The 25,218-nt window shown below is 68.0% G+C and carries 30 protein-coding genes; 15 read left to right on the top strand and 15 right to left on the bottom strand.

From position 1 onward, the window contains the following. The first annotated feature begins 33 nt into the window (after positions 1 to 33). The 3 genes from EJ913_RS12725 to EJ913_RS12715 all read left to right on the top strand — a co-directional run bounded on the left by EJ913_RS12725 (position 34) and on the right by EJ913_RS12715 (position 2,483). The gene (locus EJ913_RS12725; protein WP_126998333.1) at positions 34 to 399 is read left to right on the top strand and encodes a response regulator; all 366 of its coding nucleotides are present in this window, start codon (positions 34 to 36) and stop codon (positions 397 to 399) included. Between the two features lie 150 nt (positions 400 to 549). Then, complete coding sequence (locus EJ913_RS12720) at positions 550 to 1,644, top strand: protein-glutamate methylesterase/protein-glutamine glutaminase (RefSeq protein WP_126998331.1); 1,095 nt, start codon at positions 550 to 552, stop codon at positions 1,642 to 1,644. Beyond that, entirely contained in the window at positions 1,641 to 2,483 is an 843-nt protein-coding gene (locus EJ913_RS12715; protein WP_126998329.1) for a CheR family methyltransferase, read from the top strand. Before EJ913_RS12720 ends, EJ913_RS12715 begins: the two co-directional genes overlap by 4 nt. Before the next feature lie 24 nt (positions 2,484 to 2,507). On the opposite strand, the gene EJ913_RS12710 is transcribed toward EJ913_RS12715, so the two are convergent. The 4 genes from EJ913_RS12710 to ctrA all read right to left on the bottom strand — a co-directional run bounded on the left by EJ913_RS12710 (position 2,508) and on the right by ctrA (position 4,264). Next, positions 2,508 to 2,738, bottom strand: a complete 231-nt coding sequence (locus EJ913_RS12710; protein ID WP_126998327.1) for a hypothetical protein — start codon at positions 2,736 to 2,738, stop codon at positions 2,508 to 2,510. 30 nt (positions 2,739 to 2,768) lie between these two features. Beyond that, positions 2,769 to 2,993 (bottom strand): hypothetical protein, encoded by a 225-nt coding sequence (locus tag EJ913_RS12705; protein WP_126998325.1) that lies wholly within the window; start codon positions 2,991 to 2,993, stop codon positions 2,769 to 2,771. 83 nt (positions 2,994 to 3,076) lie between these two features. Continuing rightward, positions 3,077 to 3,286: a cold-shock protein gene (locus tag EJ913_RS12700; protein ID WP_085552656.1), complete on the bottom strand. Its 210-nt coding sequence runs from the start codon at positions 3,284 to 3,286 to the stop codon at positions 3,077 to 3,079. A gap of 240 nt (positions 3,287 to 3,526) precedes the next feature. Next, a complete protein-coding gene (gene ctrA, locus EJ913_RS12695; RefSeq protein WP_126998323.1) occupies positions 3,527 to 4,264 on the bottom strand; it encodes a response regulator transcription factor CtrA in 738 nt (245 codons plus the stop codon). Positions 4,265 to 4,518: 254 nt separating this feature from the next. On the opposite strand from ctrA, the gene fliI reads away from it, so the two are divergent. Together fliI and EJ913_RS12685 are read left to right on the top strand one after the other, a co-directional pair. Next, positions 4,519 to 5,856: a flagellar protein export ATPase FliI gene (gene fliI / locus EJ913_RS12690; RefSeq protein ID WP_126998321.1), complete on the top strand. Its 1,338-nt coding sequence runs from the start codon at positions 4,519 to 4,521 to the stop codon at positions 5,854 to 5,856. After that, positions 5,853 to 6,287, top strand: a complete 435-nt coding sequence (locus EJ913_RS12685; protein WP_126998319.1) for a flagellar export protein FliJ — start codon at positions 5,853 to 5,855, stop codon at positions 6,285 to 6,287. The genes fliI and EJ913_RS12685 overlap by 4 nt, the downstream gene beginning before the upstream one ends. 42 nt (positions 6,288 to 6,329) lie before the next feature. Here the strand turns inward: EJ913_RS12685 and EJ913_RS12680 are convergent, their stop codons facing one another. Then, entirely contained in the window at positions 6,330 to 6,974 is a 645-nt protein-coding gene (locus tag EJ913_RS12680) for an SHOCT domain-containing protein (protein WP_126998317.1), read from the bottom strand. Between the two features lie 254 nt (positions 6,975 to 7,228). On the opposite strand from EJ913_RS12680, the gene EJ913_RS12675 reads away from it, so the two are divergent. Together EJ913_RS12675 and EJ913_RS12670 are read left to right on the top strand one after the other, a co-directional pair. Further along, a complete protein-coding gene (locus EJ913_RS12675) occupies positions 7,229 to 7,747 on the top strand; it encodes a hypothetical protein (RefSeq protein ID WP_126998315.1) in 519 nt (172 codons plus the stop codon). Between the two features lie 118 nt (positions 7,748 to 7,865). Continuing rightward, positions 7,866 to 8,756 (top strand): prephenate/arogenate dehydrogenase family protein, encoded by an 891-nt coding sequence (locus EJ913_RS12670; protein ID WP_126998313.1) that lies wholly within the window; start codon positions 7,866 to 7,868, stop codon positions 8,754 to 8,756. Positions 8,757 to 8,857: 101 nt separating this feature from the next. Here EJ913_RS12670 and EJ913_RS32995 read toward each other — a convergent pair whose 3' ends face one another. Beyond that, positions 8,858 to 9,469 (bottom strand): cold-shock protein, encoded by a 612-nt coding sequence (locus tag EJ913_RS32995; RefSeq protein ID WP_126998311.1) that lies wholly within the window; start codon positions 9,467 to 9,469, stop codon positions 8,858 to 8,860. Positions 9,470 to 9,677: 208 nt separating this feature from the next. Next, complete coding sequence (locus tag EJ913_RS12660; protein ID WP_211098941.1) at positions 9,678 to 10,184, bottom strand: YchJ family protein; 507 nt, start codon at positions 10,182 to 10,184, stop codon at positions 9,678 to 9,680. Positions 10,185 to 10,376: 192 nt separating this feature from the next. Here EJ913_RS12660 and EJ913_RS12655 point away from each other — a divergent pair, with 192 nt between their 5' ends. From EJ913_RS12655 to EJ913_RS12645, 3 genes are all read left to right on the top strand, one after another. After that, positions 10,377 to 11,051, top strand: coding sequence for a ribonuclease HII (locus EJ913_RS12655; RefSeq protein ID WP_126998309.1), 675 nt, complete (start codon positions 10,377 to 10,379; stop codon positions 11,049 to 11,051). Between the two features lie 90 nt (positions 11,052 to 11,141). Next, positions 11,142 to 12,224 carry a site-specific DNA-methyltransferase gene (locus tag EJ913_RS12650; protein ID WP_126998307.1) on the top strand — a complete coding sequence of 361 codons (1,083 nt, stop codon included), beginning with the start codon at positions 11,142 to 11,144 and terminating at the stop codon, positions 12,222 to 12,224. Between the two features lie 100 nt (positions 12,225 to 12,324). After that, the gene (locus tag EJ913_RS12645; RefSeq protein ID WP_126998305.1) at positions 12,325 to 12,708 is read left to right on the top strand and encodes a dihydroneopterin aldolase; all 384 of its coding nucleotides are present in this window, start codon (positions 12,325 to 12,327) and stop codon (positions 12,706 to 12,708) included. A 423-nt stretch (positions 12,709 to 13,131) separates the two neighbouring features. Here the strand turns inward: EJ913_RS12645 and pcaG are convergent, their stop codons facing one another. The 8 genes from pcaG to EJ913_RS12600 form a co-directional block, all read right to left on the bottom strand. After that, complete coding sequence (pcaG, locus tag EJ913_RS12635; protein ID WP_126998303.1) at positions 13,132 to 13,677, bottom strand: protocatechuate 3,4-dioxygenase subunit alpha; 546 nt, start codon at positions 13,675 to 13,677, stop codon at positions 13,132 to 13,134. Between the two features lie 3 nt (positions 13,678 to 13,680). Beyond that, positions 13,681 to 14,400: a protocatechuate 3,4-dioxygenase subunit beta gene (gene pcaH / locus EJ913_RS12630; RefSeq protein ID WP_126998301.1), complete on the bottom strand. Its 720-nt coding sequence runs from the start codon at positions 14,398 to 14,400 to the stop codon at positions 13,681 to 13,683. A gap of 62 nt (positions 14,401 to 14,462) precedes the next feature. After that, on the bottom strand, positions 14,463 to 15,809 hold the full coding sequence (locus EJ913_RS12625) for a 3-carboxy-cis,cis-muconate cycloisomerase (protein WP_126998299.1): 1,347 nt from the start codon (positions 15,807 to 15,809) through the stop codon (positions 14,463 to 14,465). 7 nt (positions 15,810 to 15,816) lie between these two features. Then, positions 15,817 to 16,236, bottom strand: coding sequence for a 4-carboxymuconolactone decarboxylase (gene pcaC / locus EJ913_RS12620; protein WP_425321111.1), 420 nt, complete (start codon positions 16,234 to 16,236; stop codon positions 15,817 to 15,819). Positions 16,237 to 16,252: 16 nt separating this feature from the next. Further along, complete coding sequence (pcaD, locus tag EJ913_RS12615) at positions 16,253 to 17,059, bottom strand: 3-oxoadipate enol-lactonase (protein ID WP_126998297.1); 807 nt, start codon at positions 17,057 to 17,059, stop codon at positions 16,253 to 16,255. A gap of 151 nt (positions 17,060 to 17,210) precedes the next feature. Then, a complete protein-coding gene (pcaF, locus tag EJ913_RS12610) occupies positions 17,211 to 18,410 on the bottom strand; it encodes a 3-oxoadipyl-CoA thiolase (protein WP_126998295.1) in 1,200 nt (399 codons plus the stop codon). 3 nt (positions 18,411 to 18,413) lie between these two features. Then, positions 18,414 to 19,208: a CoA-transferase subunit beta gene (locus EJ913_RS12605; protein ID WP_126998293.1), complete on the bottom strand. Its 795-nt coding sequence runs from the start codon at positions 19,206 to 19,208 to the stop codon at positions 18,414 to 18,416. Further along, a complete protein-coding gene (locus EJ913_RS12600) occupies positions 19,208 to 20,086 on the bottom strand; it encodes a CoA transferase subunit A (protein ID WP_126998291.1) in 879 nt (292 codons plus the stop codon). The genes EJ913_RS12605 and EJ913_RS12600 overlap by 1 nt, the downstream gene beginning before the upstream one ends. Before the next feature lie 338 nt (positions 20,087 to 20,424). On the opposite strand from EJ913_RS12600, the gene EJ913_RS12595 reads away from it, so the two are divergent. The 5 genes from EJ913_RS12595 to EJ913_RS12575 all read left to right on the top strand — a co-directional run bounded on the left by EJ913_RS12595 (position 20,425) and on the right by EJ913_RS12575 (position 25,196). After that, positions 20,425 to 21,621: an ABC transporter substrate-binding protein gene (locus tag EJ913_RS12595; protein WP_126998289.1), complete on the top strand. Its 1,197-nt coding sequence runs from the start codon at positions 20,425 to 20,427 to the stop codon at positions 21,619 to 21,621. Between the two features lie 186 nt (positions 21,622 to 21,807). Next, a complete protein-coding gene (locus tag EJ913_RS12590) occupies positions 21,808 to 22,677 on the top strand; it encodes a branched-chain amino acid ABC transporter permease (RefSeq protein ID WP_126998287.1) in 870 nt (289 codons plus the stop codon). Beyond that, positions 22,674 to 23,726 carry a branched-chain amino acid ABC transporter permease gene (locus EJ913_RS12585; RefSeq protein WP_244939341.1) on the top strand — a complete coding sequence of 351 codons (1,053 nt, stop codon included), beginning with the start codon at positions 22,674 to 22,676 and terminating at the stop codon, positions 23,724 to 23,726. Before EJ913_RS12590 ends, EJ913_RS12585 begins: the two co-directional genes overlap by 4 nt. After that, entirely contained in the window at positions 23,723 to 24,478 is a 756-nt protein-coding gene (locus tag EJ913_RS12580; protein ID WP_126998285.1) for an ABC transporter ATP-binding protein, read from the top strand. The genes EJ913_RS12585 and EJ913_RS12580 overlap by 4 nt, the downstream gene beginning before the upstream one ends. Further along, the gene (locus EJ913_RS12575) at positions 24,468 to 25,196 is read left to right on the top strand and encodes an ABC transporter ATP-binding protein (RefSeq protein ID WP_126998283.1); all 729 of its coding nucleotides are present in this window, start codon (positions 24,468 to 24,470) and stop codon (positions 25,194 to 25,196) included. The genes EJ913_RS12580 and EJ913_RS12575 overlap by 11 nt, the downstream gene beginning before the upstream one ends. Positions 25,197 to 25,218: the final 22 nt, after the last annotated feature.

Raw genomic sequence — 25,218 nt, 5'->3', positions numbered from 1 at the left:
CGGATTTTCAGCAACGCCCGAGGCCCTACCGAGATGAAGTCCTGTCTGGTGGTCGATGACAGCCGCGTGGTGCGCAAGGTCGCCCGCAAGATCCTGGAAGAGTTGAACTTCGCCTGCTCCGAGGCGGAGGACGGCAGACAGGCGATGGACGCCTGCGCCGCGCGGATGCCCGACGCGATCCTGCTGGACTGGAACATGCCGGTCATGAACGGGATCGAGTTTCTGCGCCGGCTGCGCAAGATGAGCGGCGGCGATGTCCCCAAGGTCGTGTTCTGCACGACCGAGAACGACCTCGCCCACATCCAGGAGGCGCTGTCGGCCGGGGCCAACGAATACATCATGAAGCCCTTCGACACCGACATCATCCAGACCAAATTCGCCCAGGTCGGGTTGCTGTGACGCTTCGCGTCACGATCCCCGTCCCGCCGCTGAGTTGAAAGGCGATACGTCGTTATGTCGGACAGTTTTGGCAGAAGTCCTTTTTCCACGACGCGGCCGGCGGCACCCCCGCCGCCCCCGGCGCCAGCCAACCCGGACCCCATCCGGGTCATGGTGGTCGATGATTCGGCCGTCATCCGCGGCCTGCTGACCCGCGCGCTGGAAGGCGACAAGGACATCCGCGTCGTGACCTCGGTCGGCGACGGGCAGATGGCCGTCAACTCGCTCCAGCGCAACTCGATCGACGTCATCGTCCTCGACATCGAAATGCCGGTGATGGACGGGCTGACCGCCATCCCCAAGCTTCTGGCGGTGGCGCCGCAGGTCAAGATCATCATGGCCTCGACGCTGACGCTGCGCGGGGCCGACGTCTCCATGCGCTGCCTGTCGGCGGGCGCCGCCGACTACATCCCCAAGCCGACCTCGACCCGCGAGATCGGCGGGGCCGAGGATTTCAAGCGCGAGCTGGTCTCCAAGGTCAAGGCGCTGGGCGCCGCCGCGCGCCGCGCCGGGTCGCGCAGCCGGGGCGAAATCCGCCCGTTGTCGCCGGCCGTCACGCCGATGTCGCTGAAGCGCGAGGTCGGTCCGATCTCCACCCGACCGGCGCCGATGGGCCTTCCGGTGAAGCCGGACGTGATCGCCATCGGCAGCTCGACCGGCGGTCCGCAGGCGCTGTTCGAGGTGCTGTCGCACCTGAAGACCGGCGTCACCCAGCCGATCCTGATCACCCAGCACATGCCGGCGACCTTCACCACGATCCTGGCCGAGCACATCACCCGCCAATGCGGCATCAACGCCCAGGAGGCGAAGGATGGCGAACCGGTCGTGCCGAACCGCTGCTACATCGCGCCCGGCGACTTCCACATGCTGGTGACCCAGCGCGCCGGGGTGAACGTGATCGCGCTGACCAAGGATCCACCCGAGAATTTCTGCCGCCCGGCGGTCGACCCGATGATGCGGTCGATCCTGAAGGCCTATGGCGGCCGCAAGATTCTGGCCTGCATCCTGACCGGCATGGGTCAGGACGGGCTGAAGGGCTGCACCGAGGTCGTCAACGGCGGCGGCACCCTGATCGGCCAGGACGAGGCGTCCAGCGTCGTCTGGGGCATGCCGGGCGCGGTGGCCCAGGCGGGCATCTGCTCCGCCATCCTGCCGCTCAAGGAAATCGGTCCCCACATCCGCAAGCTCGCGTCGAGGGCAGCATGAGAGTCGAAGATTTCGACATGTTCTCCACGCTGCTGAAGCAGCGTTCGGGCTTGGTCCTGACCCGCGACAAGGCCTATTTGCTCGAATCCCGGCTGATGCCGGTGGCGCGCAAATGGAACATGAAGGGGCTGGAGGAACTGGCGACGACCGTCCGCACCCGCAAGGACGAGGCGTTGCTGCGCGACATCACGGAGGCGATGACGACCAACGAGTCGTCCTTCTTCCGCGACCAGAAACCCTTCGACCAGTTCCGCGACCTGGTCCTGCCCAAGCTGATGCAGGCGCGGGCGACCAAGCGGTCCCTGCGCATCTGGTCGGCCGCCTGCTCGTCGGGGCAGGAAGCCTATTCGCTGTCGATGATCCTGAACGAACAGGCGGCGAAGCTGGCGGGCTGGCGGATCGAGATCGTCGGCACCGACATCTCGTCCGAGATGGTCGAGCGCTGCAAGGCGGGCGTCTACACCCAGTTCGAGGTGCAGCGCGGCCTGCCGATCACCATGCTGGTGAAGCATTTCAAGCAGAACGGCGACAAATGGCAGATCAGCCCGCAACTGCGCCAGATGGCGTCGTTCCGGGAATGGAACCTGCTGGGCGATTTGTCGCCGCTGGGGCAGTTCGACATCGTGTTCTGCCGCAACGTGCTGATCTATTTCGACGGTCCGACCAAGGCCAAGGTGCTGGACAGCATCGCCCGCCAGATGCCGCAGGATGGCGTGCTGTATCTGGGCGGCGCCGAAACGGTGCTGGGCATCACCGACCGGTTCAAGCCGGTGGAAGGCCAGCGCGGCCTCTACAGCCTGGGCGGCTTCTCCTCGGCGGGGATGAAGACGGCGGTGTGAGCCGCCGTCGACCATCCCGGCATGTTACCCGTCCGAGCGCGCGATCGACTTGATCGGTCCGCGCGGGTTGCCTGACATTTCCGCGATCTTGCGATCCTGCGCCTCGATGAAGGCGCGGATCGAGTTCTCGTCGTCGAAGGACTCGATCTCGGTCGTCGGGATCTTGCGGTTCGAGGTGCGGGCGCCATCCTGATAGAAGACGTCGTACAGAACGTAGCCGTTGTCCGCCGGCTGCTTCTTCTTGTTGCGTGCCATGTCCCATACTCCTGAAAGGCGTGATCGGACTCAACCGTTCCCGGTCGCGTCCTTTTGCATGGTCTCGGGCGCCGCCCCGGCGTCGTCGCTGTCCGTGTCGTCGGTCTCGGCGGTCTCAACCTCGTCGAGCGGCGGCAGGCCGGCGGCCCGACGGGCGGCCTCTTCCTCGCGGCGCTGCTGCTTTTCCTGCTTTTTCAGTTCCTTGGCGCGGTTGCGTTCGGCGCGCTGCTGGTTGTAGTTCGGCTTGAAGGCCATGGGCTGGGGACTCCGATTCGGGAAGCACGGAAAAAGGGCATCGGTTTCCCGATGCCCTTTTCTCTGAAAGCGCTGAAGACGGGTTAGACCGCCTTCAGGTTTTCCGCCGAGGTCTTGCCACGCTTCGGATCGCGCTGCTCTTCGTAGGAAACCTTCTGGCCTTCCAGCAGGCTGCGCAGCCCGGCGCGCTCAACGGCGGAAATGTGAACGAACACATCCGCGCCGCCGCTTTCCGGCTGAATGAAACCGAAGCCCTTGGTGCTGTTGAACCATTTGACGGTGCCGACGGGCATCTCTGTCTCCCATAACGCAAGTGGCGCCGCATCACCGATACGTCGCATCAGACTGAATTTTGGATTCGCCGCAATCTGGCAAGCTCGCGAAGCGAGGTCGAGGGCGTAACAGGCCCGGCAGTCCGAAGCAGCATGACCCCCTATACATGGGCGTCATACCCGGCTTGTTCAAGCGGTAATCGTGGAAGCCTGCAAATAAGGCAGAGGGCGTCCGCGATTACCGCTTGGAAAACGGCGGCTTCAGCCCGCCGCCTGCTGCGACACGCGGGGCGGCGGCGGGGGGGCGGCCTCGGTGATCTCTTCATGCGGGTCGCGCAGGACGTAGCCGCGCCCCCACACCGTCTCGATGTAGTTGTCGCCCTGGGTGGCGGCCGCCAGCTTCTTGCGCAGCTTGCAGACGAAGACGTCGATGATCTTCAGTTCCGGCTCGTCCATCCCGCCGTAGAGATGGTTCAGGAACATCTCCTTGGTCAGCGTCGTGCCCTTGCGCAGGCTCAGCAGCTCCAGGATGCCGTATTCCTTGCCGGTCAGGTGCAGCGGCTGGGTGTCGACCTCCACCGTGCGGGTGTCGAGGTTGACGGTCAGGCGGCCGGTGCGGATGACGCTGTCGGAATGGCCCTTGGACCGGCGGACGATCGCCTGGATGCGGGCGATCAGCTCGCGCTTGTCGAAGGGCTTGGTCAGGTAATCGTCGGCGCCGAAGCCGAGGCCCTTGATCTTGTTGTCCATCTCGGTCAGGCCGGAGAGGATCAGGATCGGCGTGGTGACGCGGGCGGCGCGCAGGCGGCGCAGCACCTCGTAACCGTCGATGTCCGGCAGCATCAGATCGAGGATGATGATGTCGTAATCGTAGAGCTTGCCGATCTCCAGCCCGTCTTCACCCAGGTCGGTAGAGTCGACGATGAACCCTTCCGTGTTCAGCATCAATTCGATGCTTTTGGCGACGGAGGAGTCGTCTTCAACCAGCAGAACCCTCATGGCGATATCCCGACGTTTGATGGCGCGCTTTCGCAACCGGAACCTCGGCGCGGTACCCGCTCCTTCATGAACGGTTCACCATCCGCCGTTTACACAAGTTAACAGACGATTCAGCTTAACGCCAGTGCGATGCGCTTCATCCAACGTTAATGCTTCCATCGGAAGATGCGAGAATGGTGGTTAACAAAGGTAACGCCCACCGCTCTACCTCCGAATTGCCGCCGTTTTTCGTCCCGCCTGCCTGGACATCGACCATGCCAGCCGACATTCCCCAACTGATCCGCGACATCGACGCCATTCCCGGCACCAGCCGGTTTGGGCGCGTGACCGCCGTACTCGGCCTGATGGTCGAGGTCGGCGGCATCGAGAAGGAGCTGTCCGTCGGCGGGCGCTGCATCGTCGAGACGCGCGACGGCCGCCCGGTTCCCTGCGAGGTGGTGGGCTTCCGCCAGAGCCGCGCGCTGCTGATGCCGTTCGGCGGGCTGGACGGGGTGGGGCTGGGCTGCCGCGCCCTGGTGGCGGGCGACCAGCCCAGCATCTTCCCGACCGACGCGTGGCTCGGCCGCGTGGTCAACGCGCTGGGCGAGCCGGTGGACGGCAAGGGACCGCTGCCCAAGGGGCCGCGCCCGACCCCGATCCGCAACGCGCCGCCCAACGCCCACGCCCGCGCGCGGGTGGGGGAGAAGCTGGATCTGGGCATCCGCGCCATCAACGCCTTCCTGACCTGCTGCCAGGGGCAGCGCATGGGCATCTTCGCCGGGTCGGGCGTCGGCAAATCCTCGGTCATGTCGATGCTGGCGCGGTTCTCCGGCGCCGAGATGGCGGTGATCGGGCTGATCGGCGAGCGCGGCCGCGAGTTGCAGGAGTTCATCACCGAGGATCTGGGCGAGGAGGGGCTGGCCCGCAGCATCGTGGTCTGCGCGACGTCGGACGAGGCGCCGCTGATGCGCCGGCAGGCCGCCTACATGACGCTGGCGGTGGCCGAGCATTTCCGCGACGAGGGCCGCAACGTGCTGTGCATGATGGACAGCGTGACCCGCTTCGCCATGGCCCAGCGCGAGATCGGCCTGTCGGCCGGCGAGCCGCCGACGACCAAGGGCTACCCGCCGACCGTCTTCGCCGAGTTGCCGCGACTGCTGGAGCGCGCCGGTCCGGGGCTGGCCGGATCGGGGTCGATCACCGGGCTGTTCACCGTGCTGGTCGAGGGCGACGACCACAACGAGCCGATCGCCGACGCGGTGCGCGGCATCCTGGACGGCCACATCGTGCTGGAGCGCCAGATCGGCGAACGTGGGCGCTACCCGGCCATCAACATCCTGCGCAGCGTGTCGCGCACCATGCCGGGCTGCAACTCGCGCAACGAGAACGAGCTGGTGGGGCACGCCCGCCGGCTGCTGTCCTCCTACGACAACATGGCCGAGATGATCCGGCTGGGCGCCTACCGCAAGGGGTCCGACCCGCAAGTCGACGAGGCCATCCATTACCAGCCGGCGCTGGAGGCGTTCTTGAAGCAGGGCAAGCGGGAGTCGACCGATCTGGCGACCAGCTACGCGCTGTTGGCTGAAATCTTCGGGGTGCAGTGGCCGCAATGAGTCTCAAGACCATCATCCGCCTGCAAAAGCTGCAACTCGACGAGAAGCGCCGGGTCCTGGCGGAGCTTCAGAACCTGGGCGACCGCCTAAAGGCCGAGATCGAACGCCTGAAGGAGGAGATCGCCCATGAACAGGCGACCGCGCGCGAGGATTTCGCCGTGTCCTTCACCTACGCCAGTTTCGCCCAGGCGGCGCTGGAGCGTGGGCGGCGGCTGGGGCAATCGCTGGCGCAGGTCGAGGCGCAGATCTCCGTGGCGACCGACCAGATGGCCGAGGCCTTCCAGGAGCTGAAGCGCTTCGAGCTGGCCGAGGAGGAACGGCTGAAGCGCGAACGCGAAAAGCAGAAGCGCAAGGACGCCATCATGCTGGACGAGACCGCGTTGGTCGGCTTCCGGCGGCGTCAGGCGGAAGAAGAGGCGGCCGGCGGCTAGGGCACGATCTGGCCCCCAATTCCAAACCGCGCGATGGAGGATTCAGGGAGAAAAGACCCAGACCCTTGGTTTCCGTCCCTCATCGGGGCGCAGATACCCATTGGACGCGGATGGCACAAGCGGTGTCGTCGCGGAGGATTGGGCGGTGCCCGGCTCGGCAAGCTTACCCAGTCCAATCAGGATCGCTTCCCGCTTCTCCTTGAACTCCGCTTGCGTGATATAGCCGGCGTCGCGAAGGCGCCCCAACGTATCGAGGCTGGTCTCGACATCATCTTTCTTTGTCGCTTCCGGCGTTGCCTTGCAGGATGACGCCGCTTTGTGCGCCGCATGCGCGCTTTTTAGGGCGTCATACATCATCCGAGACAATTGCCTTTTCTCCCTGACCCGGAAATCGATCGTCTTTCCGCTGGCAAAAAGCTTCACGCCATCTCTAATCAAATAAGAACAATATTCAATCGACGCGAAATCACTCATGGAAATTTTAACAAAAAACTCCCGCCTCAATCCAGTCGCATAAAACCGAATCCCTTTGCTCGTCAATATCAGAACGCAGGGAATTTCCTTCGCCTCCTCAGGAAAATTCCCATTGTTCACAATAAATCCATTGACGAATATGATGATTTTTTCGTCAGAATCGGCCTTGTTTTTCTTGAAGAAGACCGTATAGAGGTTTTTATCTTCTTTCACTTAACGGTCTCCAAGAAAAAGATCATTTTCAAGATTTGACCAAAGACGGCATCAAAGAAGCGTTATCGATACTGGACCGCAGGGGGCGATCCGCCGCCCATGAAATCCTTCGCGATCGGGTCGAGTGAGCCGATGGCACGATCCATTGGGAGGGCGGGCATGGAACCGCGCGTCACTGCATCTGGATTTCCATTCGACAAGTTCGCCTTTAACGTGCACGATCCCGCTGACGAGCGCAAGCTGGAAGGCTGGGAATGGAACTCCTGTCAATCGTCATGAGCGGTGCGCTGTGCGCGCTGATCGCCCGCAAGCGCGGGCGCAGAGCGTGGCTATGGTTTCTGCTGGGGCTGTTTCCGCCGATGCTGCTCGTTGTTCCGATGCTTCGCCGCATCAATCAAATCATCCCCGATCAGGCCGGTGCTTCACCGCGCACTTCCACCTCATCCCCTTACGACATGAAGCCGGCGCCGGGTTTGCCATCCCGCAGCCTGACCGACACGAGGCCTTGCCCGCGCTGCGCAGAAACCATCAAACGGGCGGCTCTGGTCTGCCGGTTTTGCAACGCCAATCTCGAAGCGGAAAGTCCGGGCCCGCACGGCGCCACGGTGGGCGACACCGTCATCCACCCCATCATGGGCACCGGCATCATCGCCAGGATCGAGGCCGACGGGGTGGCCCTCGTCCAGTTCGGCCGGGAGGAAAGCCGAATAGCGCTTCGGCACTTGAAACCAAAGGAAACCGCAGAGGCGAAGTCCGAAGACGCCCTGTCGTGAGGACAGCCGGTCTTCGGACCGGACGCCCCACCCCGCAAAGTTTCGCTTGGTCCATCCGCGCCGAGGTGGTTTAAAACGGGGCGTTTTTCCCGTCCGCAACCCGCCTCCGGTGGAGATCATGAGCGACACCGCCCCCCTGTTCGACCGCGTTGCCATCATCGGCATCGGCCTGATCGGTTCCTCCCTGGCGCGGGCCATCGCGGAGTATGGAATCGCGCGGGAGGTCGTCTGCGCCGACCGCAGCAAGGACGCCTGCGTCGTCGCCATGGAACTGGGCATCGTCGAGATGGCGACGACCGAGGTCGAGGTGGCGCTCGACGGCGCCGATCTGGTCGTGCTGGCGACCCCCGTCGGCAGCTTCGCCGAGGTGGGCGAGCGCATCGGCCCGCTGCTGGCCCCCGGCACCATCGTCACCGACGTCGGCTCGGTGAAGGAGGCGGTGCTGCGCGACGTCGGTCCCAACCTGCCCGACGGCGTGCATCTGGTTCCCGGCCACCCGGTGGCGGGCACCGAGCATTCCGGCCCGGCGGCCGGCTTCGCCAGCCTGTTCCAGGGCCGCTGGTGCATCCTGACCCCGCCGTCGGGCGCCGACGCGGCGGCGGTGGAGAAGGTCACGGAACTGTGGCGCCGTGTCGGATCGAACGTCGAGATCATGGACGCCGCCCACCACGACCGGGTGCTGGCCATCACCTCGCATCTGCCGCACCTGATCGCCTACACCATCGTCGGCACCGCCTCGGATCTGGAGGACGACACCAAGTCCGAGGTCATCAAATTTTCGGCCGGCGGTTTCCGCGACTTCACCCGCATCGCCGCCAGCGACCCGGTGATGTGGCGCGACGTGTTCCTCAACAACCGGGAAGCCGTTCTGGAGATCCTCCAGCGCTTCACCGAGGATCTGACCGCCTTGCAGCGCGCGATCCGCTGGGGCGAGGGGCAGCAGTTGCAGGACCAGTTCACCAAGACCCGCGCGATCCGCCGGGGCATCATCGACGCCAAGCAGGCCTGATCGCCCCTGCATCCCAAGCGCCGTCCAACAACGACTGCCCAAAACAAAAAGCCCCCCGCTCCGGAAGGAGCGGGGGGCTTTTCACATCACGAGACGAGATGTTACGGCAGTTCGACGCGCTGCGCTTCCGGACCCTTGGCGCCCTGGCGGATGGTGACACGCACCTGCTCGCCGTCGGACAGACCCTGGATGCCCGAACGCTCCAGTGCGCGGATGTGGACGAAGATGTCCTTGCCGCCGCTGGCCGGGGCGATGAAGCCGAAGCCCTTGGTCACGTTGAACCACTTGACCGTGCCGTCGACGGTCTCGCCGTCGCCCGAATCGGCCTCGTAGCCGCCACGACCGCCGCCGTAGCTGTTGCCGCCGCCGTAGCCGCCGTCGTTGCCCCAACCGCTGTCACGGTCGCGCGACGGACGGGCCGACGGACGGCTCGGGGCCGCCGTCGACAGGTCGACGGAGTGGATGGTGGCGACCTGCGGGCCCTTCGGGCCGCGCGACAGATCACACACGATGGTCGCGCCTTCGTCGAGGCTGTCGTGTCCGCAGAACTGCAGAACCGTGGAGTGGAGGAAGGCATCCGGCGAACCGTCTTCGGGCGTGACGAAGCCGAAGCCCTTGGTGGCGTTGAACCACTTGACGGTGGCGCGGATGTCGCGCTGGGTGATCTCGGGAGCGCGGAAGGAGTTGTTGTTGCGCTGCGGACGGTCGAACATCAGTGTAGTCTCATCTGTCGTGATAGGCCGCGATCCAAACGCCGGAACTCGGCACGCGCAAGATGATCCGTTCCCGACCACATTTCAATCGGGATCGCATCGAAGCGCGAGAAAGACTCGATAAAGTCTCGACCGCGCCCATTTTGCTGGGCGCGCCGGGAAACAAGACCGGTCCGGAACCGCATCGGGACAAGAAAAAACGGCCGAATCAGACCGAAGCCCCGTGGCATTTCTTGTACTTCTTGCCGCTGCCGCAGGGGCAGGGCTCGTTGCGGCCGGTCTTCGGGCCGCTGCGCGGGCGGGCGCCCAGCGTGCCGTCCACGTAGTACCAGCGGCCGTCCTGGTGGGCGAAGCGGCTGGTCTCGTGGTGGGTCATCGGCTTGCCGTTCATCGAAAAGCGGGCGACGAACTCGACCACGCCCTCGCTGTCGCCCGGCTGGCCGGCCTCGGTGCCACGGATCTCAAGCCCGGTCCAAGTGCTGTTCTTGGCCCAAGCCTCGACCTCCTCGCGGTTGAAGTCGTCGCGGGTGCTCGGCAGCAGGGTCTCGCGCAGGTAGTCGATGTCGCCGGTCGAGAAGGCCGAGTAGCGCGACCGCATCAACGCTTCGGCCGTCGGCGCCGGCAGGCCGGCCAGATAGGGGCCGCAACAGGCCTCCAGGGTCTTGCCGGACCGGCAGGGGCATTCGGCGGTGGCGGGCATGGTTTCGGCGGTCATGGCGGGTTCTCTAAAGCTATGGCGCGTTGCGGCGGCCGGTGCCGACGCGGGGCGCATCCATACCGCAGCCGCGAGGGGCTTCTCAAGGGAATGATCGGAAAAACCACGGTCCCCCGACTTCGCGGCCACCTTGCGGCCATCGCCCCGGCCGGATAATCCAAGCGGATCGTTCCCATCCGCAAAAGCCCCGCCATGCCCCGCAAAGCCGCCTCCGCCGCGCCGCGCCCGCCGCTGCCCCGGTACCGCCCCGATCTGTCCTTCGAGACCGCCTTCGGTCCCGGCCGCCGGGTCTGCGGCATCGACGAGGTCGGGCGCGGGCCGCTCGCCGGGCCGGTGGTCGCCGCCGCCGTGGTCCTGCCCCCCGAAGGGCTGCCGCCGGAGATCGCCGCGCTGATCGACGACAGCAAGGCCCTGGCGCGCCGCCTGCGCGAGGAGATCGAGCCGGCCATCCGCGCCCACGCGCTCGCCTTCGCCATCGCCGAAGCCTCGGCCCAGGAGATCGACGAGCTGAACATCCACAAGGCGACGCTGCTCGCCATGAAGCGCGCTTATCTCGCGCTGCCCGGCGCGGCGCCCGACGCGGCGTTGATCGACGGAAAGTTCGTCCCCGACCTCGGCTGCGAGGCCGTGGCCGTGGTCAAGGGCGACAGCCGCAGCCAATCCATCGCCGCCGCGTCTATTCTCGCCAAAGTGGCGCGCGACAGCGAGATGTTGCGGTTGTCGGCCACCCATCCACACTATGGCTGGGACCGCAACGCCGGCTACCCGACGCCCGAGCATCTGGCCGCGCTCGGCGTCCACGGCGTCACCCCCCACCACCGAGTCTCTTTTGCACCAGTTGCCCGGCAAAAGGCGCTAACCGGCTGACTCTCAAGATTCTTGGCGAAGAAAGCTGTTGACGGCGACTCGGGCAGGAATCATTGTCCGGCCGAGTCCCCGCTTCATTCGGTTGCCAACATGCTCCCTCACAATCGTATCCTCGTCGGCGACTGCATCGCTCTCATGAACGAACTGCCGCCCGAGTCGGTCGACCTCGTCTTCGCCGACCCTCCCTACAATCTCCAGTTGGGGGGCGAGCTGCTGCGGCCGAACCATTCCCGGGTCGCCGGGGTGGACGACGAGTGGGACAAGTTCGACGACTTCGAGACCTACGACCGCTTCACGCGCGACTGGATGGCGGCCGCCCGCCGCATCCTGAAGCCGGACGGGTCGCTGTGGGTGATCGGCAGCTACCACAACATCTTCCGGGTCGGCGCGACGCTCCAGAACCTCGGGTTCTGGATCCTGAACGACATCGTCTGGCGCAAGACCAACCCGATGCCGAACTTCCGCGGCACCCGCTTCGCCAACGCGCACGAGACGATGATCTGGGCGTCCAAGGACAAGGACGCGCGCTATCACTTCAACTACGACGCCATGAAGAACCTCAACGAGGATCTTCAGATGCGCAGCGACTGGGTGCTGCCGATCTGCACCGGCGGCGAGCGCCTGCGCGACCAGGACGGCAAGAAGACCCACCCGACGCAGAAGCCGGAATCGCTGCTGTACCGGGTCATCATGTCGTCGTCCAAGCCGGGCGACACGGTGCTCGACCCGTTCTTCGGCACCGGCACCACCGGCGCCGTGGCCAAGCGGCTGGGCCGCAAGTGGATCGGGCTGGAGCGCGACGACACCTACGTCAAGGCGGCCCAGGCCCGCATCGACGCGGTGGAGGAGGCGCCCGAAGGCGCCCTGCTCGACACGCCGCCCAAGCGCAGCGCGCCGCGCATCCCCTTCGGCTGGGTGGTGGAGCGCGGGCTGCTGCGCCCCGGCGCGACCCTGTTCGACCTGCGGCGCCGCGTCGCGGCCAAGGTGCGCGCCGACGGCACGCTGCTCGGGTCCGGCCCGCGCGGCGACCATCGCGGCTCGATCCATCAGGTCGGCGCCGCCATGGCGGGTCTGCCGGCGTGCAACGGCTGGACCTTCTGGCATTACGAGGACGGCGACGCCCTCCAGCCCATCGACGTGCTGCGCGAGCGGATCCGGGCCGAGGCCCCCTGAGCCGCGCCTGATGTGAGGACGGGCCGCCCATCGGGGCGGACCCTGGGTTGCGGCGACGGCGGCTTGGCAAGCGCGGCGCCGCCGTGTTAGGCGTTCGCGCATGAACAAGCTCTTCGCCACCGTCACCGCCCCGCTGCCGCGTTCGGCGCCGGCGGTGCTGTCCACCCGCTGTTTCGTCCGCGATCTGGTGATGGACGCGCTGATCGGCGTCTACGCGCACGAGCGCATCAAGCCGCAGCGCATCCGCCTGAACCTGGACCTCGACGTGATCGCCCCCGGTGTGACCGGCGAGGACATGGCGTCCGTCGTCAAGGGCGTGGTGACGGACGGCCATGTGACGCTGGTGGAGACGCTGGCGGAGCGCATCGCCGAACGCTGCCTTGCCGACGCGCGGGTGACGGCGGCGAAGGTCCGCGTCGAGAAGCTCGACGTGTTCCCCGACGCCGCCAGCGTCGGCGTGGAGATCGAACGCGCGCGGGCGTGAGGTTCTCCCCGCTTCATAGTCCTCTCCCCCCGAGGCTCCGGAATTCACACATCTCGCATCCGCAAAGGCGTCGCAACCTTTGGAAGCGGATAGCCCTTCTCCCCTTGCGGGAGAAGGGTTGGGATGAGGGGTATTCCGCCAAAGGCGGAAGCTTGCACCCCCTCACCCCAACCCCTCTCCCACGAGGGGAGAGGGGCTTCCTCAACACCAGGGTGCGTTCTTCATTGCCTGTGCGAGATGTGTGAATGCCGGAGCCCCCCGGGGAGAGGGTTGGGGGAGGGGGCGCGCACGGCGGCCGTTTGACGGTGATGAATGCCGAGCCGATTTTCTTTTTCCGGCCTGCCGGCCGTAACGCCCCCTCACCGGCCCTGCGGGCCATCCTCTCCCCGGGGGTGAGAGGGTTATGGAGAGGGCACGGCACCCTCAGCAGTCGAAGAACACCGTTTCGTCGTCGCCCTGGATGCGGATGTCGAAGCGGTAGACCGCGCCGCCCCGTTCGCTGCGGGTGGCGATCAGCGTCGAGCGCCGGTCCTCCGGCACCGCCGCCAGGACCGGATCCTGGGCGTTGGCGCTCTCCTCGTCGGAGAAATGCACGCGGGTGAAGGCGTGGCTCAGCATGCCGCGCGCGAAGACCGTCACCGCGATGTGCGGGGCCTGTCCGTCGCCCAGCGCGCCTGGCTTCACCGTGTCGAAATGATACTCGCCCGCGTCGTTGGTGGCGCAGCGGCCAAACCCCGCCGTTCCGGGCTGGTGGCGCCCCTCGGCGTCGGCCTGCCAGATCTCCACCACGCAGTCGCGGACGATGGCCCCGGCGCCGTCGTACACCACGCCCTCCAGGCGGATGCGCTCGCCCGGCGTGCCGACGCGGGTCAGGTCGTTGGTCGCCAGCGGCCGGCGGCCGTAGGTTTCCGGGGTCCAGGCGTAGGCGAAATAGGGGCCGACCGTCTGGGACGGGGTCTGCTTCAGCATGGCTCAGGCCTCCATCGGCGTGGAATGGCGTCCGCGCAGGACGATGTCGAACTCGTAGCCCAGCGCCCAGACCGGCTCGGTCACGTCGATCGAGAAACGGGACACCAGCAGGTCGCGCGACTGCTCGGGAACCCCGTTGAAGATCGGGTCGAGCGGCAGCAGCGGATCGCCGGGGAAATACATCTGGGTGACCAGACGGGTCAGGAAGGACGGCCCGAACAGCGAGAAATGGATGTGCGCCGGGCGCCACGCGTTGTGGTGGTTGCCCCAGGGATAGGCGCCGGGCTTGATCGAGGTGAAGCGGTAGCGCCCCTGCTCGTCGGTCATGCAACGCCCGGCCCCGAAGAAGTTCGGGTCGAGCGGCGCGTCGTGCTGGTCCCAGCGGTGGACGTAACGGCCGGTGGCGTTGGCCTGCCAGATCTCCAGCAGCGTGTTGGGGACCGGGCGGCCATCCTCGCCCAGCACGCGGCCGGTGACGATGATGCGCTCGCCGATCGGCTCGCCGTTGACGCGGCCGTTCTTCGTCAGGTCGGCGTCGAGCGGGTCGAGGCTGTCCTGCCCGAACACCGGGCCGGTGCGGACCGACAGGCTCTGCTTCATCGGGATCAGCGGCTTGCGCGGCGAGCGCAGCACCGTCGATTTGTAGCCCGGCGACAGGTAGGGCGGGTGCTGCGCCCAGTCGCGGGGGGTGAAATCGGCGTCCGGCGGGAGTGGGGTGTCCATGTCAGGCGTCTCCTGTGCGGGCAAGGTTTCCTCCGGGCGGCCTTGGTGCGGACCGCTCTCGTTCATTGGTCGGTGGCGTGGGCGGCCAGGACGCGGTCGATGAAATGCCCGGCCGATCCGGTGTAGTTCAGCGGGTCGAAGAGCCGGTCGAGGCCGTCGGCGCCCAGCGCCGCGACGATCTCCGAATCCTCCTCCAGAACGTCGCGCAAGGGGCGATGGTCGGCCGCAGCGCGGCGGCTGGCCTCGGCGACGCGGGAATGGGCGGCGAGCCGGCCCATGCGCTCGCCCAGCGCCATCGTCACCGCCTCGGCCAGGATCAGGCCGCGCGTCAGGTCCAGGTTGGCGCGCATGCGCCCGGCGTCCACCGTCAGCCCGGCGATCAGGCCCGACGCGTGGCGCGCGGCCCCGGCGACGATGCGGGCAAGGTCGGGCAGGGCCTGCCATTCGGCGTGCCAGCCGCCGAGGCCCCGCTCATGCTCCTGCACCTGCGCGGCGAGCAGCCCGCCGACCAGCGCCGGGGCGCGGATCGCGGCCGAGAGCAAAACGGCGCAGGACACCGGGTTGCGCTTGTGCGGCATGGTGGAGGACCCGCCCCGGCCGGGACCGGACGGCTCGAAGGCCTCGGCGACCTCCATCTGCATCATCAGCGACACGTCGCGCCCGATGGTCCCCAGCGTGCCGGCAAGGATGCCCAGCGCCGACGCCAGTTCGGTGATCCGGTCGCGGCTGGTGTGCCAGGGCAGGGCGGGGAGGGGGAGGCCCAGTTCGCGGGCGAGCGCCCCGGCCACCGCCGGCCCGGCCCCGCCCAGCGCCGCCAGCGTTCCGGCGGCTCCGCCGAACTGGAGCGCCAGCCGCCCGCGCGCCGCCGCCAGCCGTTCCCGGTCGCGGCCCAGCGCGTCGAGCCAGACGGCGGCCTTCAGACCGAAGGTGGTCGGCAGCGCGTGCTGCAACCACGTCCGCGCCACCATCGGCGTGGAGCGGTGCCGGTCGGCGAGGTCGGCCAGCGCGGCGGACAGCGTCTTCACGTCCGCGTCCAGCCCGTCGATGAAGCCGCGCAGTTGCAGCATCAGGCCGCTGTCCATGGCGTCCTGGCTGGTGGCGCCCCAATGGACGAAGCGCGCGGCCTCGGGGTCCGTTTCCTTGACGCGGGCGGTCAGGTGCTTGACCAGCGGAATGGCGGTGTTGCCGGCCAGCGCCGCCTCCGCCCCCAGCGCGTCCGTGTCGTAGAGCGCCGCGTCGCAAGCCGCCGCGATGGCGGAGACCGCGCTGTCCGGAATGACGCCGGTGGCGGCCTCGGCGCGGGCCAGCGCCGCCTCGAAATCCAGCATCCCCTGCAGGCGCGCGGCCGGGGAGAAGGCTTGCGACGCCTCGGCGGTGGTGAACAGCGGATCGAGAAGCGGGTCGGTCATGGCGGCCTCAGCCCTTCGCCTCTTCGGCGTCCATCTCGTCGTAGACGCTGCGCGCCAGCGCGATGGCGTGGTTGGCGGTGGGAACCCCGGCGTAGACGGCGGTTTGAAGCAGGATTTCCTTCACCTCGTCGCGGGTCACGCCGGTGTTGCGGGTGGCGCGGATGTGCAGCTTGAACTCGCCGTCCTTGCCCAGCGCCGCCAGCATGGCGATGGTCAGCATGCTGCGCGTCCGTGTGTCCAGCCCCGGCCGGGTCCAGACCGATCCCCAGGCCTGCTTGGTGATGTATTCCTGGAAATCGGCGTCGAACGGCGTGGCGCGGGCCAGCGAGCGGTCGACATGGGCGTCGCCCAGCACCGTGCGGCGCACCGCCATGCCCCGGTCGTACAGATCCTTGTCGAGCATGCCCTTCGGGGTTTCGTCGTTCATCGCGGCTTGCTCCTTCTCAATCGCGCGGCAGGGCGCCGAGGAAATCCTCGATCAGCGCGGCCAGTTCGTCCGGGCGCTCCACGCAGGGGATGTGGGCGGCGTCGGGCAGCAGGGCGAAACGGGCGCCGGGGATGCCCGCGGCCAGTTCCTCCGCCAGGGCCGGCGGGGTCGCCAGATCGCGCTCGCCGACCACCACAAGCGTCGGCGCCGCGATGCGCGCGTTGTCGGCGCGCAGATCGGCGTCGCGGATCGCCATCGCGCAGCCGACATAGCCGTCCTCGGTCGTCCGCCCGAGCATGGCGACGTAGCCGCGAATCTGGTCCGGCCGTTCGGCGCGGAAGCCCTCGGTGAACCAGCGCGCCATCACGCCCTCGGCGATGCTCGCCATGCCGCGCGCGCGGATCGCCGCGATGCGCTCCGCCCACACCGAGGGCGGGCCGATCAGCCCGGCCGTGTCGCACAGGACGAGGCCGCGCACGCGCTCCGGTGCCTTCACGGCCAGCCGCTGCGCCATCATGCCCCCGATGGACAGCCCGCAGACATGCGCCCGCGCGATGCCCAGCGCGTCGAGCAGCGCCGCCGCGTCGTCGGCGAGCGTGTCCATCGTGTAGCCGGCCGCCTCCGTCACCGTCGTGACCTGGGTCAGCCCGTGCCCGCGCATGTCGTAGCGCAGCAGGCGGTAACGCCGGGACAGCGCCGGAACCATCGCGTCCCAGATGTGGAAACTGGTGCCGATGGAGTTGGCGAGCAGCAGGACCGGCGCGTCGGCCGGGCCGGTCAGGTCGTAATGGACCGTGATGCCGCCGGCGTCGATGAAGGGCATGGTGTCTCCCGATGTTCTTGTGGTTGCGGCGGCCCCCTCCCTGACCCTCCCCCGCTTTCAGCGGGAGAGGGAACTCCGCCGCTTCGCAGAAGGCACCCTCTCCCGCGCAAGCGGGGGAGGGCTGGGGAGGGGGCACACGCTTGTTCCGAGCCTACACCCGCTCGATCATCACCGCGATGCCTTGGCCGACGCCGATGCACATGGTGCAGAGCGCGCTGCGCCCGCCCGTCCGCTCCAACTGGTGGAGCGCCGTCGTCACCAGACGCGCGCCGCTCATGCCCAGCGGATGGCCGAGCGCGATGGCGCCGCCGTTCGGGTTGACGTGCTCCGCGTCGTCCGGCAACCCCAGCTCGCGCATCACCGCCAAGCCCTGCGCGGCGAAGGCCTCGTTCAGTTCGACCACGTCGACCGACCCGATGGTCCGGCCCAGCCTTTCCAGCAGCTTGCGCGTCGCCGGCACCGGGCCGATGCCCATGACGCGCGGCGGCACGCCGGCCGTGGCGCCGGCCAGGAGGCGGGCGCGCGGCGTCAGGCCGTGGCGCTTCACCGCCGCCTCCGACGCGATCAGCACCGCGCAGGCGCCGTCGTTGAGACCGGACGCGTTGCCGGCCGTCACCGTGCCGCCGGGGCGCACCACCGGCTTCAGCGCGGCCAGCGCCTCCAGCGTGGTGGCGCGGGGGTGCTCGTCGGTGGCGACCACCGTCTCGCCCTTGCGGCCCTTGATCGTCACCGGGACGATCTCCTGCGCCAGCCAGCCCTCGGCGATGGCGCGGGCGGCGCGCTGCTGGCTGCGCAGGGCGAAGGCGTCCTGGTCGGCGCGGGCGATCTTCCAGTCGGCGGCGACGTTCTCGCCGGTCTCCGGCATGGAATCGGTGCCGTAGAGCGCCTTCAGCGCCGGGTTGACGAAACGCCAGCCGAGCGTCGTGTCGTGCATCTCGGCGGCGCGCGAGAAGGCGCTGTCCGCCTTGCCCATGACGAAGGGAGCGCGGCTCATGCTTTCGACGCCGCCGGCGATCATCAGTTCGGCGTCGCCGGCCTTGATGGCGCGCGCCGCCGTGGCGATGGCGTCCATGCCCGAGCCGCAGAGCCGGTTCATCGTCGTGCCCGGCACCGCGTCGGGCAGACCGGCCAGCAGGGTGGACATGCGGGCGACGTTGCGGTTGTCCTCGCCGGCCTGGTTGGCGCAGCCGAGGATCACGTCGTCGACGGCGGCCCAGTCGACCCCGGCGTTGCGCGCCATCAGCGCCCGCAGCGGCACGGCGCCGAGGTCGTCGGCGCGCACCGAGGACAGGGCGCCGGCGTAGCGGCCGATGGGGGTGCGGATGGCGTCGCAGAGGTAGGCGTCACGCATGGCTCAACCCTCCCCGCCGCTGGAATCCTGGCCGTGCGCCTTGGCGGTGCGGGCCTGAAGGTCGCGCAGGGCCGTAAGGGCTTCGGCGTCCGGAATCGCGGTGGTCTTGAGATCGGGGGAAACCTTCAGATCCCAGCCGGTGGCTTCCCTGACCTGCTCCACCGTCACGCCGGGGTGGACGCTGGTCAGGGTCAACTCGCGGGTCACCGGATCGGGCGTCAGGATGCCGAGGTCGGTGATGACCGCCGTCGGACCGCCGCCGGTGATCCCGGCCTTCTCGCGCGCGTCGCCGCCGTCGAGGAAGCCGGCCGAGGTGACGAAGGGCAGGCGGTCCACGAAGGCCTTGCGGCTCTGCTTGAGCACGATGAAGACCTCCTTGGCCTGCGCCGCGATCTCCGGCGCGCCCCCGGCGCCGGGCAGCCGCACCTTGGGGTCGTCGTAGGGGCCGATGACCGTGGTGTTGATGTTGGCGAAGCGGTCCACCTGCGCGGCGCCCAGGAAGCCGACGTCGATCCGCCCGCCCTGGAGCCAGTAGCGGAAGATCTCCGGCGTGCTGACCACGGTGTCGGCGGTCAGCGCCAGATCGCCGTCGCCGATGGACAGCGGCAGCACGGTCGGCTTGGCGCCGATCGGGCCGGATTCGTAGATCAGCACCACGTCGGGCGCGTGGGTCAGCCGGGCGAGGTTGGCCGCCGTGGAGGGCAGGCCGATGCCGACGAAGCACACCGTGCCGTTCTTCAGCAGGCGGCTGGCCGCCACGGTCATGATCTCGGTCGCCGAGAAATCCAGTTCCGCCATCACGCACCCTCCTGCCTTGCCGTTCCGGGGCCCGAGGTTTCGGCGAGGACCCGCCGGAACTCCGCGAAATCCCCGGTGTCGAGCACGTGCCGTTTCATCCAGGCGAGGAAGCCGTCGCGCGAGCGGGCGACCGGATCCCAGTCCTTGTAGAAGCGGTTGTCGCGCTCCGAGTAGCCCTGCGCGTAGGACGGGTAGGCGCCGCCGGGGACGTGGCAGACGGCCGACAGCGCCCAGCTCGGCAGGACGCAGGCGTTGGGCGGCGCCTCCAGGTCGTCGACGATCTCCTCGACCGTGACGATGGAGCGCTGGGCGGCCAGCACCGCCTCCTTCTGGACGCCCAGGATGCCCCACAGCAGCACGTTGCCGCGCCGGTCGGCCTTCTGGGCGTGGATCACCGTCACGTCGGGGCGGACCGAGGGGATGGCGGCCAGCTTCTCCCCCGTGAAGGGGCATTCGACGAAGCGGATGTTCGGGTTGACCTTGGGCAGGTCGGAGCCGGTGTAGCCGCGCAGCAGCGCGAAGGGCAGGTTGGAGGCGCCGGCCACATAGGCGTTGGCCATGCCGGCGTGGCTGTGCTCCTCGATCTCCAGCCGGTGCGGCCACTCCCGCTCGACCGCATCGCGGAAGCGGTGGAGCGAGCCGACGCCGGGGTTGCCGCCCCAGGAGAAGATCAGCTTGCGGGCGCAGCCCATGCCGATCAACTGGTCGTAGACCAGATCGGGCGTCATGCGGACCAAGGTCAGATCCTTGCGGGCCTGGCGCACGATCTCGTGCCCGGCGGCGTGCGGAATGAGGTGGGTGAAACCTTCGAGGGCAACCGTGTCGCCGTCGCGCACGAGGCTGGACACCGCCTCGCGCAAGGGCGTGATAAGGGCCATACGACCTCCCGATATGTGCGAAGACCGCACATTGCCATTCATTTACGCACAGATTGAGCGTCAGCCCAACAAAGTGTCAAGGGCGAAAGTCATCAAAATTGGGCGATTAACGCCCATATTGCGGCGCACAATTAGAGAACCCGGAAGCCTCTGTCGTTGCTCCATAATTTTTCCACGTTAATTCAATTGTTTAAAAGAAAACCGTTGTTTGTGCGTTTATCGCCCTATAATTCTAATATCGCACTTGACGGTTCGTTTGCCCCTCAGTACGCTTTGCGGAACACTGGAAACGACCGGCGGCGTCCGGCGCGTCTCACGGACAAGAACTGGGAGGAACAATGACGAAGCATCTTCGCACAGCTTTGCTCTGCACGGCGTTCGGATTGGCATCCGGATGGGGGGCGGGGGCCGGTGGCGCGCAGGCGGCGACGATCAAGGTGGGGGTGATCGCGCCCTTCTCCGGTCCCTTCGCCATGGTCGGCAAGACCTTCAAGGAGGCCATCGCCGTCTACCAGGCCGAACACGGCACCACCGTCGGCGCCGACACCGTCGAGTTCGTCTTCAAGGACCTCGACCAGGCCAACCCGGCGCAGAGCAAGGCGCTCGCCCAGGAGCTGATCGTCAAGGAGAAGGTCGGCTACCTCGCCGGCTTCTTCTTCACCCCCGACGCGCTCGCCGTGGCGCCGCTGATCGACGAGGCCAACATCCCGGCGGTGATCTTCAACGCCGCCACCTCCGCCATCACCGAGAAGTCGCCGCGCTACGTCCGCACCTCCTTCACGCTGTGGCAGAACACCGTGCCGCTGGCCGAGCACATGGCCAAGCAGGGCATCAAGAAAGTCGTCACCGCCGTCAGCGACTACGGTCCCGGCATCGACGGCGAGACCGCCTTCAAGGCGACCTTCGAAAAGGCCGGCGGCAGCGTGGTCGACACCATCCGCATGCCGCTGAAGTCCAACGATTTCGCGCCCTTCATGCAGCGCATCAAGGACAGCGGCGCCGAGGCGATCTACGCCTTCCTGCCCGCCGGCCCGACCACGCTGGCCTTCGCCAAGGCCTTCGCCGACAACGGGCTCAAGGACAAGGGCATCAGGTTCTTCGGCCCCGGCGACATCACCCAGGAGCCGGACCTGCCGGCGCTGGGCGACGCGGCGCTCGGCATCACCACGACCTTCAACTACAGCCAGTCGCACGATTCGGCCAAGAACAAGGCGTTCCTGGCCAAGCACAAGGAGCTGTTCGGGTCGAGCGACACCGTCACCTTCACCTCGGTCGGCGCCTATGACGGGGCGCACGTCATCTACACGATGATCCAGAAGACCGGCGGCAAGTCCGACGGCGCCAAGGCGGTGGACGCGGTGAAGGGGATGAGCTGGGAAAGCCCGCGCGGTCCCCTGACCATCAACCCCGACAGCCGGCACGTGACCCAGACCATCTACCTGCGCGTGGTCGAGAAGGTGGACGGCAAGCTCCAGAACGTGGAAAAGGCCGCCTTCGCCGACCAGCCGGATTACGGCTACAAGGTCGGCAAGTAACACTCCCTCTCCCGCCCCGGGAGAGGGAAGGGGCCCGCGAAGCGGGAAGGGTGAGGGGCTACGGGAACATGGATAAGCACCACGCCCGATAGCCCCTCCCCCTCCTTATGCTTCGCATGGGTCCCCTCCCTCTCCCGGGGCGGGAGAGGGATGAAACAGCACCAGCGAAAGAGACACAGGACAGCCATGGAAACCTTGTTCGGCATCGCGGTGGACGGCGTGGCCTACGGGATGATCCTGTTCATCATCTCGGTCGGGCTGTCGGTCACGCTGGGGCTGATGCGGGTGGTCAACCTCGCCCACGGCGCCTTCGCCATGGTCGGGGGCTACGTCGCCTCCTACGCCGCGCAGTCGCTCGGGCTGCCCTATCCGGCGGCGCTGGTCGTCGCGGTGGCGCTCACCGTGCTCGCCACGTTGCCGCTGGAAAAGCTGCTCTACCGCCGCATCTACGGCCACGCCAACGAACTGGGGCAGGTGCTGCTGACCATCGGGCTGACCTTCGTCATCGTCGCCACCGTCAACTACCTGTTCGGCCCGACCCTCAAACGCATCCCGCTGCCCGACCTGCTGCTCGGCACCGTGTCGCTGGGGCCGAAGGCGATCCCCACCCACCGCGCCTTCGTCATCGGCATGGGCGCCGTCACCCTGCTGGGGCTGTGGTGGCTGCTGGAGCGCACCGATTTCGGCATCCGCCTGCGCGCCGCCGTCGACGATCCCGCCATGGCCGCCGCGCTGGGCATCCGCACCGAGCGGCTCTACATGGCGACCTTCGCGCTGGGCACCGGGCTGGCCGCGCTGGGCGGCGTGCTGGGCGCGGAACTGCTGCCGCTGGAGCCCTACTACGCCATCCGCTACATCGTGCTGTTCCTGGCCGTCGTGGCCGTCGGCGGGGCCGGCAGCATCTTCGGATCGGCCGCCGCCGCGCTCGCGCTCGGCATCACCGACACCGCCGGCAAGTACCTGATCCCCAATTTCGGCGAGTTCTTCTTCTACGCCGCCCTCATCCTCATCCTGTTCCGCTGGCCCCACGGCTTCTTCAAGGGGAGGACGGCATGATGAGCGCCACCCCATCCGCCGCCACATCCGACCGGACCGACGCCGCCCGCATGACCGCATCCTCCCCCCCGCTCGCCGCTCCGCTCAAGACTCCGCGCGACCTCGGCTGGATCGGTGTGCCGGTGGTCGCCGTCGCCGGGCTCGCCGCCTTCTGGCTGTTCCCCAGCGACCTCGGCCTGCTGACCCGCATCCTGGCCGCCGCGCTCTACGTGCTGTCGCTCGACCTCGTGCTCGGCTATTGCGGCATCGCCACGCTGGGGCAGGCCGCCATGTTCGGCACCGGCGCTTACGTCGCCGGCATCGCGGCGGTGAACTGGGTCGCCGACCCGCTGGCGCTGCTCGCCATCGGCGGCGTGGCCGGCGGGCTGATCGCGCTTGCGACCGGGGCGCTGATCCTGCACGCGCGTGGATTGACCCTGCTGATGCTGACCGTCGCCGTCACGCAGATCGTCCAGGAGGTCGCCAACAAGGCGCGCGACTGGACCGGCGGCAGCGACGGGCTGTCGGGCATCGACCCCAACCCGGTGTTCGGGGCGTTCCGTTTCGATATGGTCGGGCGCACCTCCTACCTGTTCGCGCTCGCGGTGCTGGTGGTGGCGCTGCTGGTGGCGCGGCGGATCGTGCGCTCGCCCTTCGGGCTGGCCTGCCGGGGCGTCAAGGAGGACCCGCTGCGCGTCTCGGCCCTCGGCGGCTCGCCCAAGGCCTATCTGGTGGCGATGTACGCGGTAGCCGGGGTGTTCGCCGGGGTGGCCGGGGCGCTGACCGCCGTGACCAGCGGCATCGTCGGGCTGGACAGCGCCAGCTTCTCGTGGTCGGCGGAGGCGCTGGTCATGCTGGTGCTGGGCGGCACCGGGCGGCTCTACGGCGCGGTGATCGGCACGGTCGCCTTCATGGCCGTCCACCACATCCTGGCCGCCACCGACCCGTTCCACTGGATGCTGTTCATCGGCCTGTTCCTGATGGGGGTCGTGCTGTTCCTGCCCGGCGGCATCCTGTCGGGCTTCGAGCGGCTGGCCGGGCTGCTGCGCCGCAAGGGAGACAAGGCATGAGCGCGCTGCTGGAGGTCGAGGGTCTGAGCAAGAACTTCGGCGGGCTGCAGGTGTCCTCCGACATCACGATGAGCCTGCATCCGGGCGACCGCTGCGCGCTGATCGGGCCGAACGGGGCGGGCAAGACGACCTTCGTCAACCTCGTCACCGGGGTGATCCCGCCGACCGCCGGGACGATCCGGCTGGCCGGCCAGGACGTGACCAAGCTGTCCTCGGCCGAACGGGTGCGGCGCGGGCTGATCCGCAGTTTCCAGGTGGCCCGCCTGTTCAAGTCGATGACGGTGCGCGAGCATCTGGAACTGGCCGTCCTGCAACGCGACGCCAAGACCTTCCGCCTGTTCGCCTCGGTCTCCGGAACGCCGGGGCTGGCCGACGAGGTGGCGGGCCTGCTCGACACCATGGGGTTGGGGGCGGTGGCGGCGACGCCGGTGGGCTCGCTGGCCTACGGGCAGCAGCGTCTGCTGGAGATCGCGCTCGCCCTCGCGATGAAGCCCAAGGTGCTGATCCTCGACGAGCCGGCGGCCGGTGTGCCGCATTCCGAAAGCCAGCGCATCCTCGATGCCATCGACCGGCTGCCCAAGGATCTGGCGGTGCTGATGATCGAGCACGACATGGATCTGGTGTTCCGCTTCGCCCGCACCATCGTGGTGCTGGCGCAGGGCCGGTTGCTGTGCAGCGGCACCGCTAAGGAGATCGTGGCCGACCCGCGCGTGCGCGAGGTCTATCTGGGGAGCCGGGCGCATGCGCACTGACGAGGTCGGAACCACGGGGAAGGGGTTGCTGCGGGTCGAGGGGCTGACCGCCGGCCACGGCAAGACGCTGATCCTGGAGGGCGTGTCCTTCACCGTGCCGGCGGGCGGGCGTCTGGCCCTGCTCGGCCGCAACGGGGTGGGCAAGACCACCACGCTGGCGACTCTGGTCGGGCAGACGACGCGCCACGCCGGGACGATCGCGCTGGACGGGGTGGAACTGGGAAGCCTCGCCTCGTCGGCACGGGCGGCGGCCGGGCTCGGCTACGTGCCGCAGACGCGCGACGTGTTCAAGTCGCTGACGGTGGAGGAGAACCTCGTCACCGGCTTGAAGGGCCGCCCGCGTTCGGCGTTGGAAGAGGCCTACGCGCTGTTCCCGCGCCTGGGCGAGCGGCGGCGCAACGGCGGCGGCGAGTTGTCGGGCGGCGAGCAGCAAATGCTGTCGGTGGCCCGCGCCCTGCTGGGCAAGCCGACCGCGCTGCTGCTGGACGAGCCGCTGGAAGGGCTGGCCCCGGTGATCTGCGACCAGTTGATGGAGGCGCTGTCGCGGCTGGACATGACGGTGGTGCTGGTCGAGCAGCAGGTCGACCGGGCGCTCGACTTCGCCGACAGCGTGGTCTTCCTCGACCGTGGCCGCGTCGTCCACGCCGGCCCCGCCCATCAGGCCAAGAACGACGCCGCCCTGCTGGAACGCCACCTCGGCGTCGCCCTCGCCGCGTAATGGGCCGCGTAATGGGGAGGGG

This window comes from Azospirillum doebereinerae, assembly GCF_003989665.1.
In the GTDB taxonomy this organism is placed as follows: Bacteria; Pseudomonadota; Alphaproteobacteria; order Azospirillales; family Azospirillaceae; genus Azospirillum; species Azospirillum doebereinerae.
The sequence above is the reverse complement of the archived record's forward strand: the minus strand, read 5'-3'. Positions and strand labels throughout refer to the sequence as shown.

Bases quoted from the DNA above. Each gene is read 5' to 3' on its own strand.
- pcaH (WP_126998301.1), bottom strand. From the start codon at position 14,400: ATGGACACCCCACTCCCGCCGGACGCCGATTTCACCCCCCGCGACTGG.
- EJ913_RS12645 (WP_126998305.1), top strand. From the start codon at position 12,325: ATGAACAAGCTCTTCGCCACCGTCACCGCCCCGCTGCCGCGTTCGGCG.
- pcaC (WP_425321111.1), bottom strand. From the start codon at position 16,236: ATGAACGACGAAACCCCGAAGGGCATGCTCGACAAGGATCTGTACGAC.
- EJ913_RS12580 (WP_126998285.1), top strand. From the start codon at position 23,723: ATGAGCGCGCTGCTGGAGGTCGAGGGTCTGAGCAAGAACTTCGGCGGG.
- EJ913_RS12625 (WP_126998299.1), bottom strand. From the start codon at position 15,809: ATGACCGACCCGCTTCTCGATCCGCTGTTCACCACCGCCGAGGCGTCG.
- EJ913_RS12720 (WP_126998331.1), top strand. From the start codon at position 550: ATGGTGGTCGATGATTCGGCCGTCATCCGCGGCCTGCTGACCCGCGCG.
- pcaG (WP_126998303.1), bottom strand. From the start codon at position 13,677: ATGCTGAAGCAGACCCCGTCCCAGACGGTCGGCCCCTATTTCGCCTAC.
- EJ913_RS12725 (WP_126998333.1), top strand. From the start codon at position 34: ATGAAGTCCTGTCTGGTGGTCGATGACAGCCGCGTGGTGCGCAAGGTC.
- ctrA (WP_126998323.1), bottom strand. From the start codon at position 4,264: ATGAGGGTTCTGCTGGTTGAAGACGACTCCTCCGTCGCCAAAAGCATC.
- EJ913_RS12590 (WP_126998287.1), top strand. From the start codon at position 21,808: ATGGAAACCTTGTTCGGCATCGCGGTGGACGGCGTGGCCTACGGGATG.
- EJ913_RS12600 (WP_126998291.1), bottom strand. From the start codon at position 20,086: ATGGCCCTTATCACGCCCTTGCGCGAGGCGGTGTCCAGCCTCGTGCGC.
- EJ913_RS12700 (WP_085552656.1), bottom strand. From the start codon at position 3,286: ATGCCCGTCGGCACCGTCAAATGGTTCAACAGCACCAAGGGCTTCGGT.
- pcaF (WP_126998295.1), bottom strand. From the start codon at position 18,410: ATGCGTGACGCCTACCTCTGCGACGCCATCCGCACCCCCATCGGCCGC.
- fliI (WP_126998321.1), top strand. From the start codon at position 4,519: ATGCCAGCCGACATTCCCCAACTGATCCGCGACATCGACGCCATTCCC.
- EJ913_RS12710 (WP_126998327.1), bottom strand. From the start codon at position 2,738: ATGGCACGCAACAAGAAGAAGCAGCCGGCGGACAACGGCTACGTTCTG.
- EJ913_RS12660 (WP_211098941.1), bottom strand. From the start codon at position 10,184: ATGACCGCCGAAACCATGCCCGCCACCGCCGAATGCCCCTGCCGGTCC.
- EJ913_RS32995 (WP_126998311.1), bottom strand. From the start codon at position 9,469: ATGTTCGACCGTCCGCAGCGCAACAACAACTCCTTCCGCGCTCCCGAG.
- EJ913_RS12715 (WP_126998329.1), top strand. From the start codon at position 1,641: ATGAGAGTCGAAGATTTCGACATGTTCTCCACGCTGCTGAAGCAGCGT.
- pcaD (WP_126998297.1), bottom strand. From the start codon at position 17,059: ATGCCCTTCATCGACGCCGGCGGCATCACGGTCCATTACGACCTGACC.
- EJ913_RS12650 (WP_126998307.1), top strand. From the start codon at position 11,142: ATGCTCCCTCACAATCGTATCCTCGTCGGCGACTGCATCGCTCTCATG.
- EJ913_RS12670 (WP_126998313.1), top strand. From the start codon at position 7,866: ATGAGCGACACCGCCCCCCTGTTCGACCGCGTTGCCATCATCGGCATC.
- EJ913_RS12685 (WP_126998319.1), top strand. From the start codon at position 5,853: ATGAGTCTCAAGACCATCATCCGCCTGCAAAAGCTGCAACTCGACGAG.
- EJ913_RS12705 (WP_126998325.1), bottom strand. From the start codon at position 2,993: ATGGCCTTCAAGCCGAACTACAACCAGCAGCGCGCCGAACGCAACCGC.
- EJ913_RS12595 (WP_126998289.1), top strand. From the start codon at position 20,425: ATGACGAAGCATCTTCGCACAGCTTTGCTCTGCACGGCGTTCGGATTG.
- EJ913_RS12605 (WP_126998293.1), bottom strand. From the start codon at position 19,208: ATGGCGGAACTGGATTTCTCGGCGACCGAGATCATGACCGTGGCGGCC.
- EJ913_RS12675 (WP_126998315.1), top strand. From the start codon at position 7,229: ATGGAACTCCTGTCAATCGTCATGAGCGGTGCGCTGTGCGCGCTGATC.
- EJ913_RS12655 (WP_126998309.1), top strand. From the start codon at position 10,377: ATGCCCCGCAAAGCCGCCTCCGCCGCGCCGCGCCCGCCGCTGCCCCGG.
- EJ913_RS12585 (WP_244939341.1), top strand. From the start codon at position 22,674: ATGATGAGCGCCACCCCATCCGCCGCCACATCCGACCGGACCGACGCC.
- EJ913_RS12575 (WP_126998283.1), top strand. From the start codon at position 24,468: ATGCGCACTGACGAGGTCGGAACCACGGGGAAGGGGTTGCTGCGGGTC.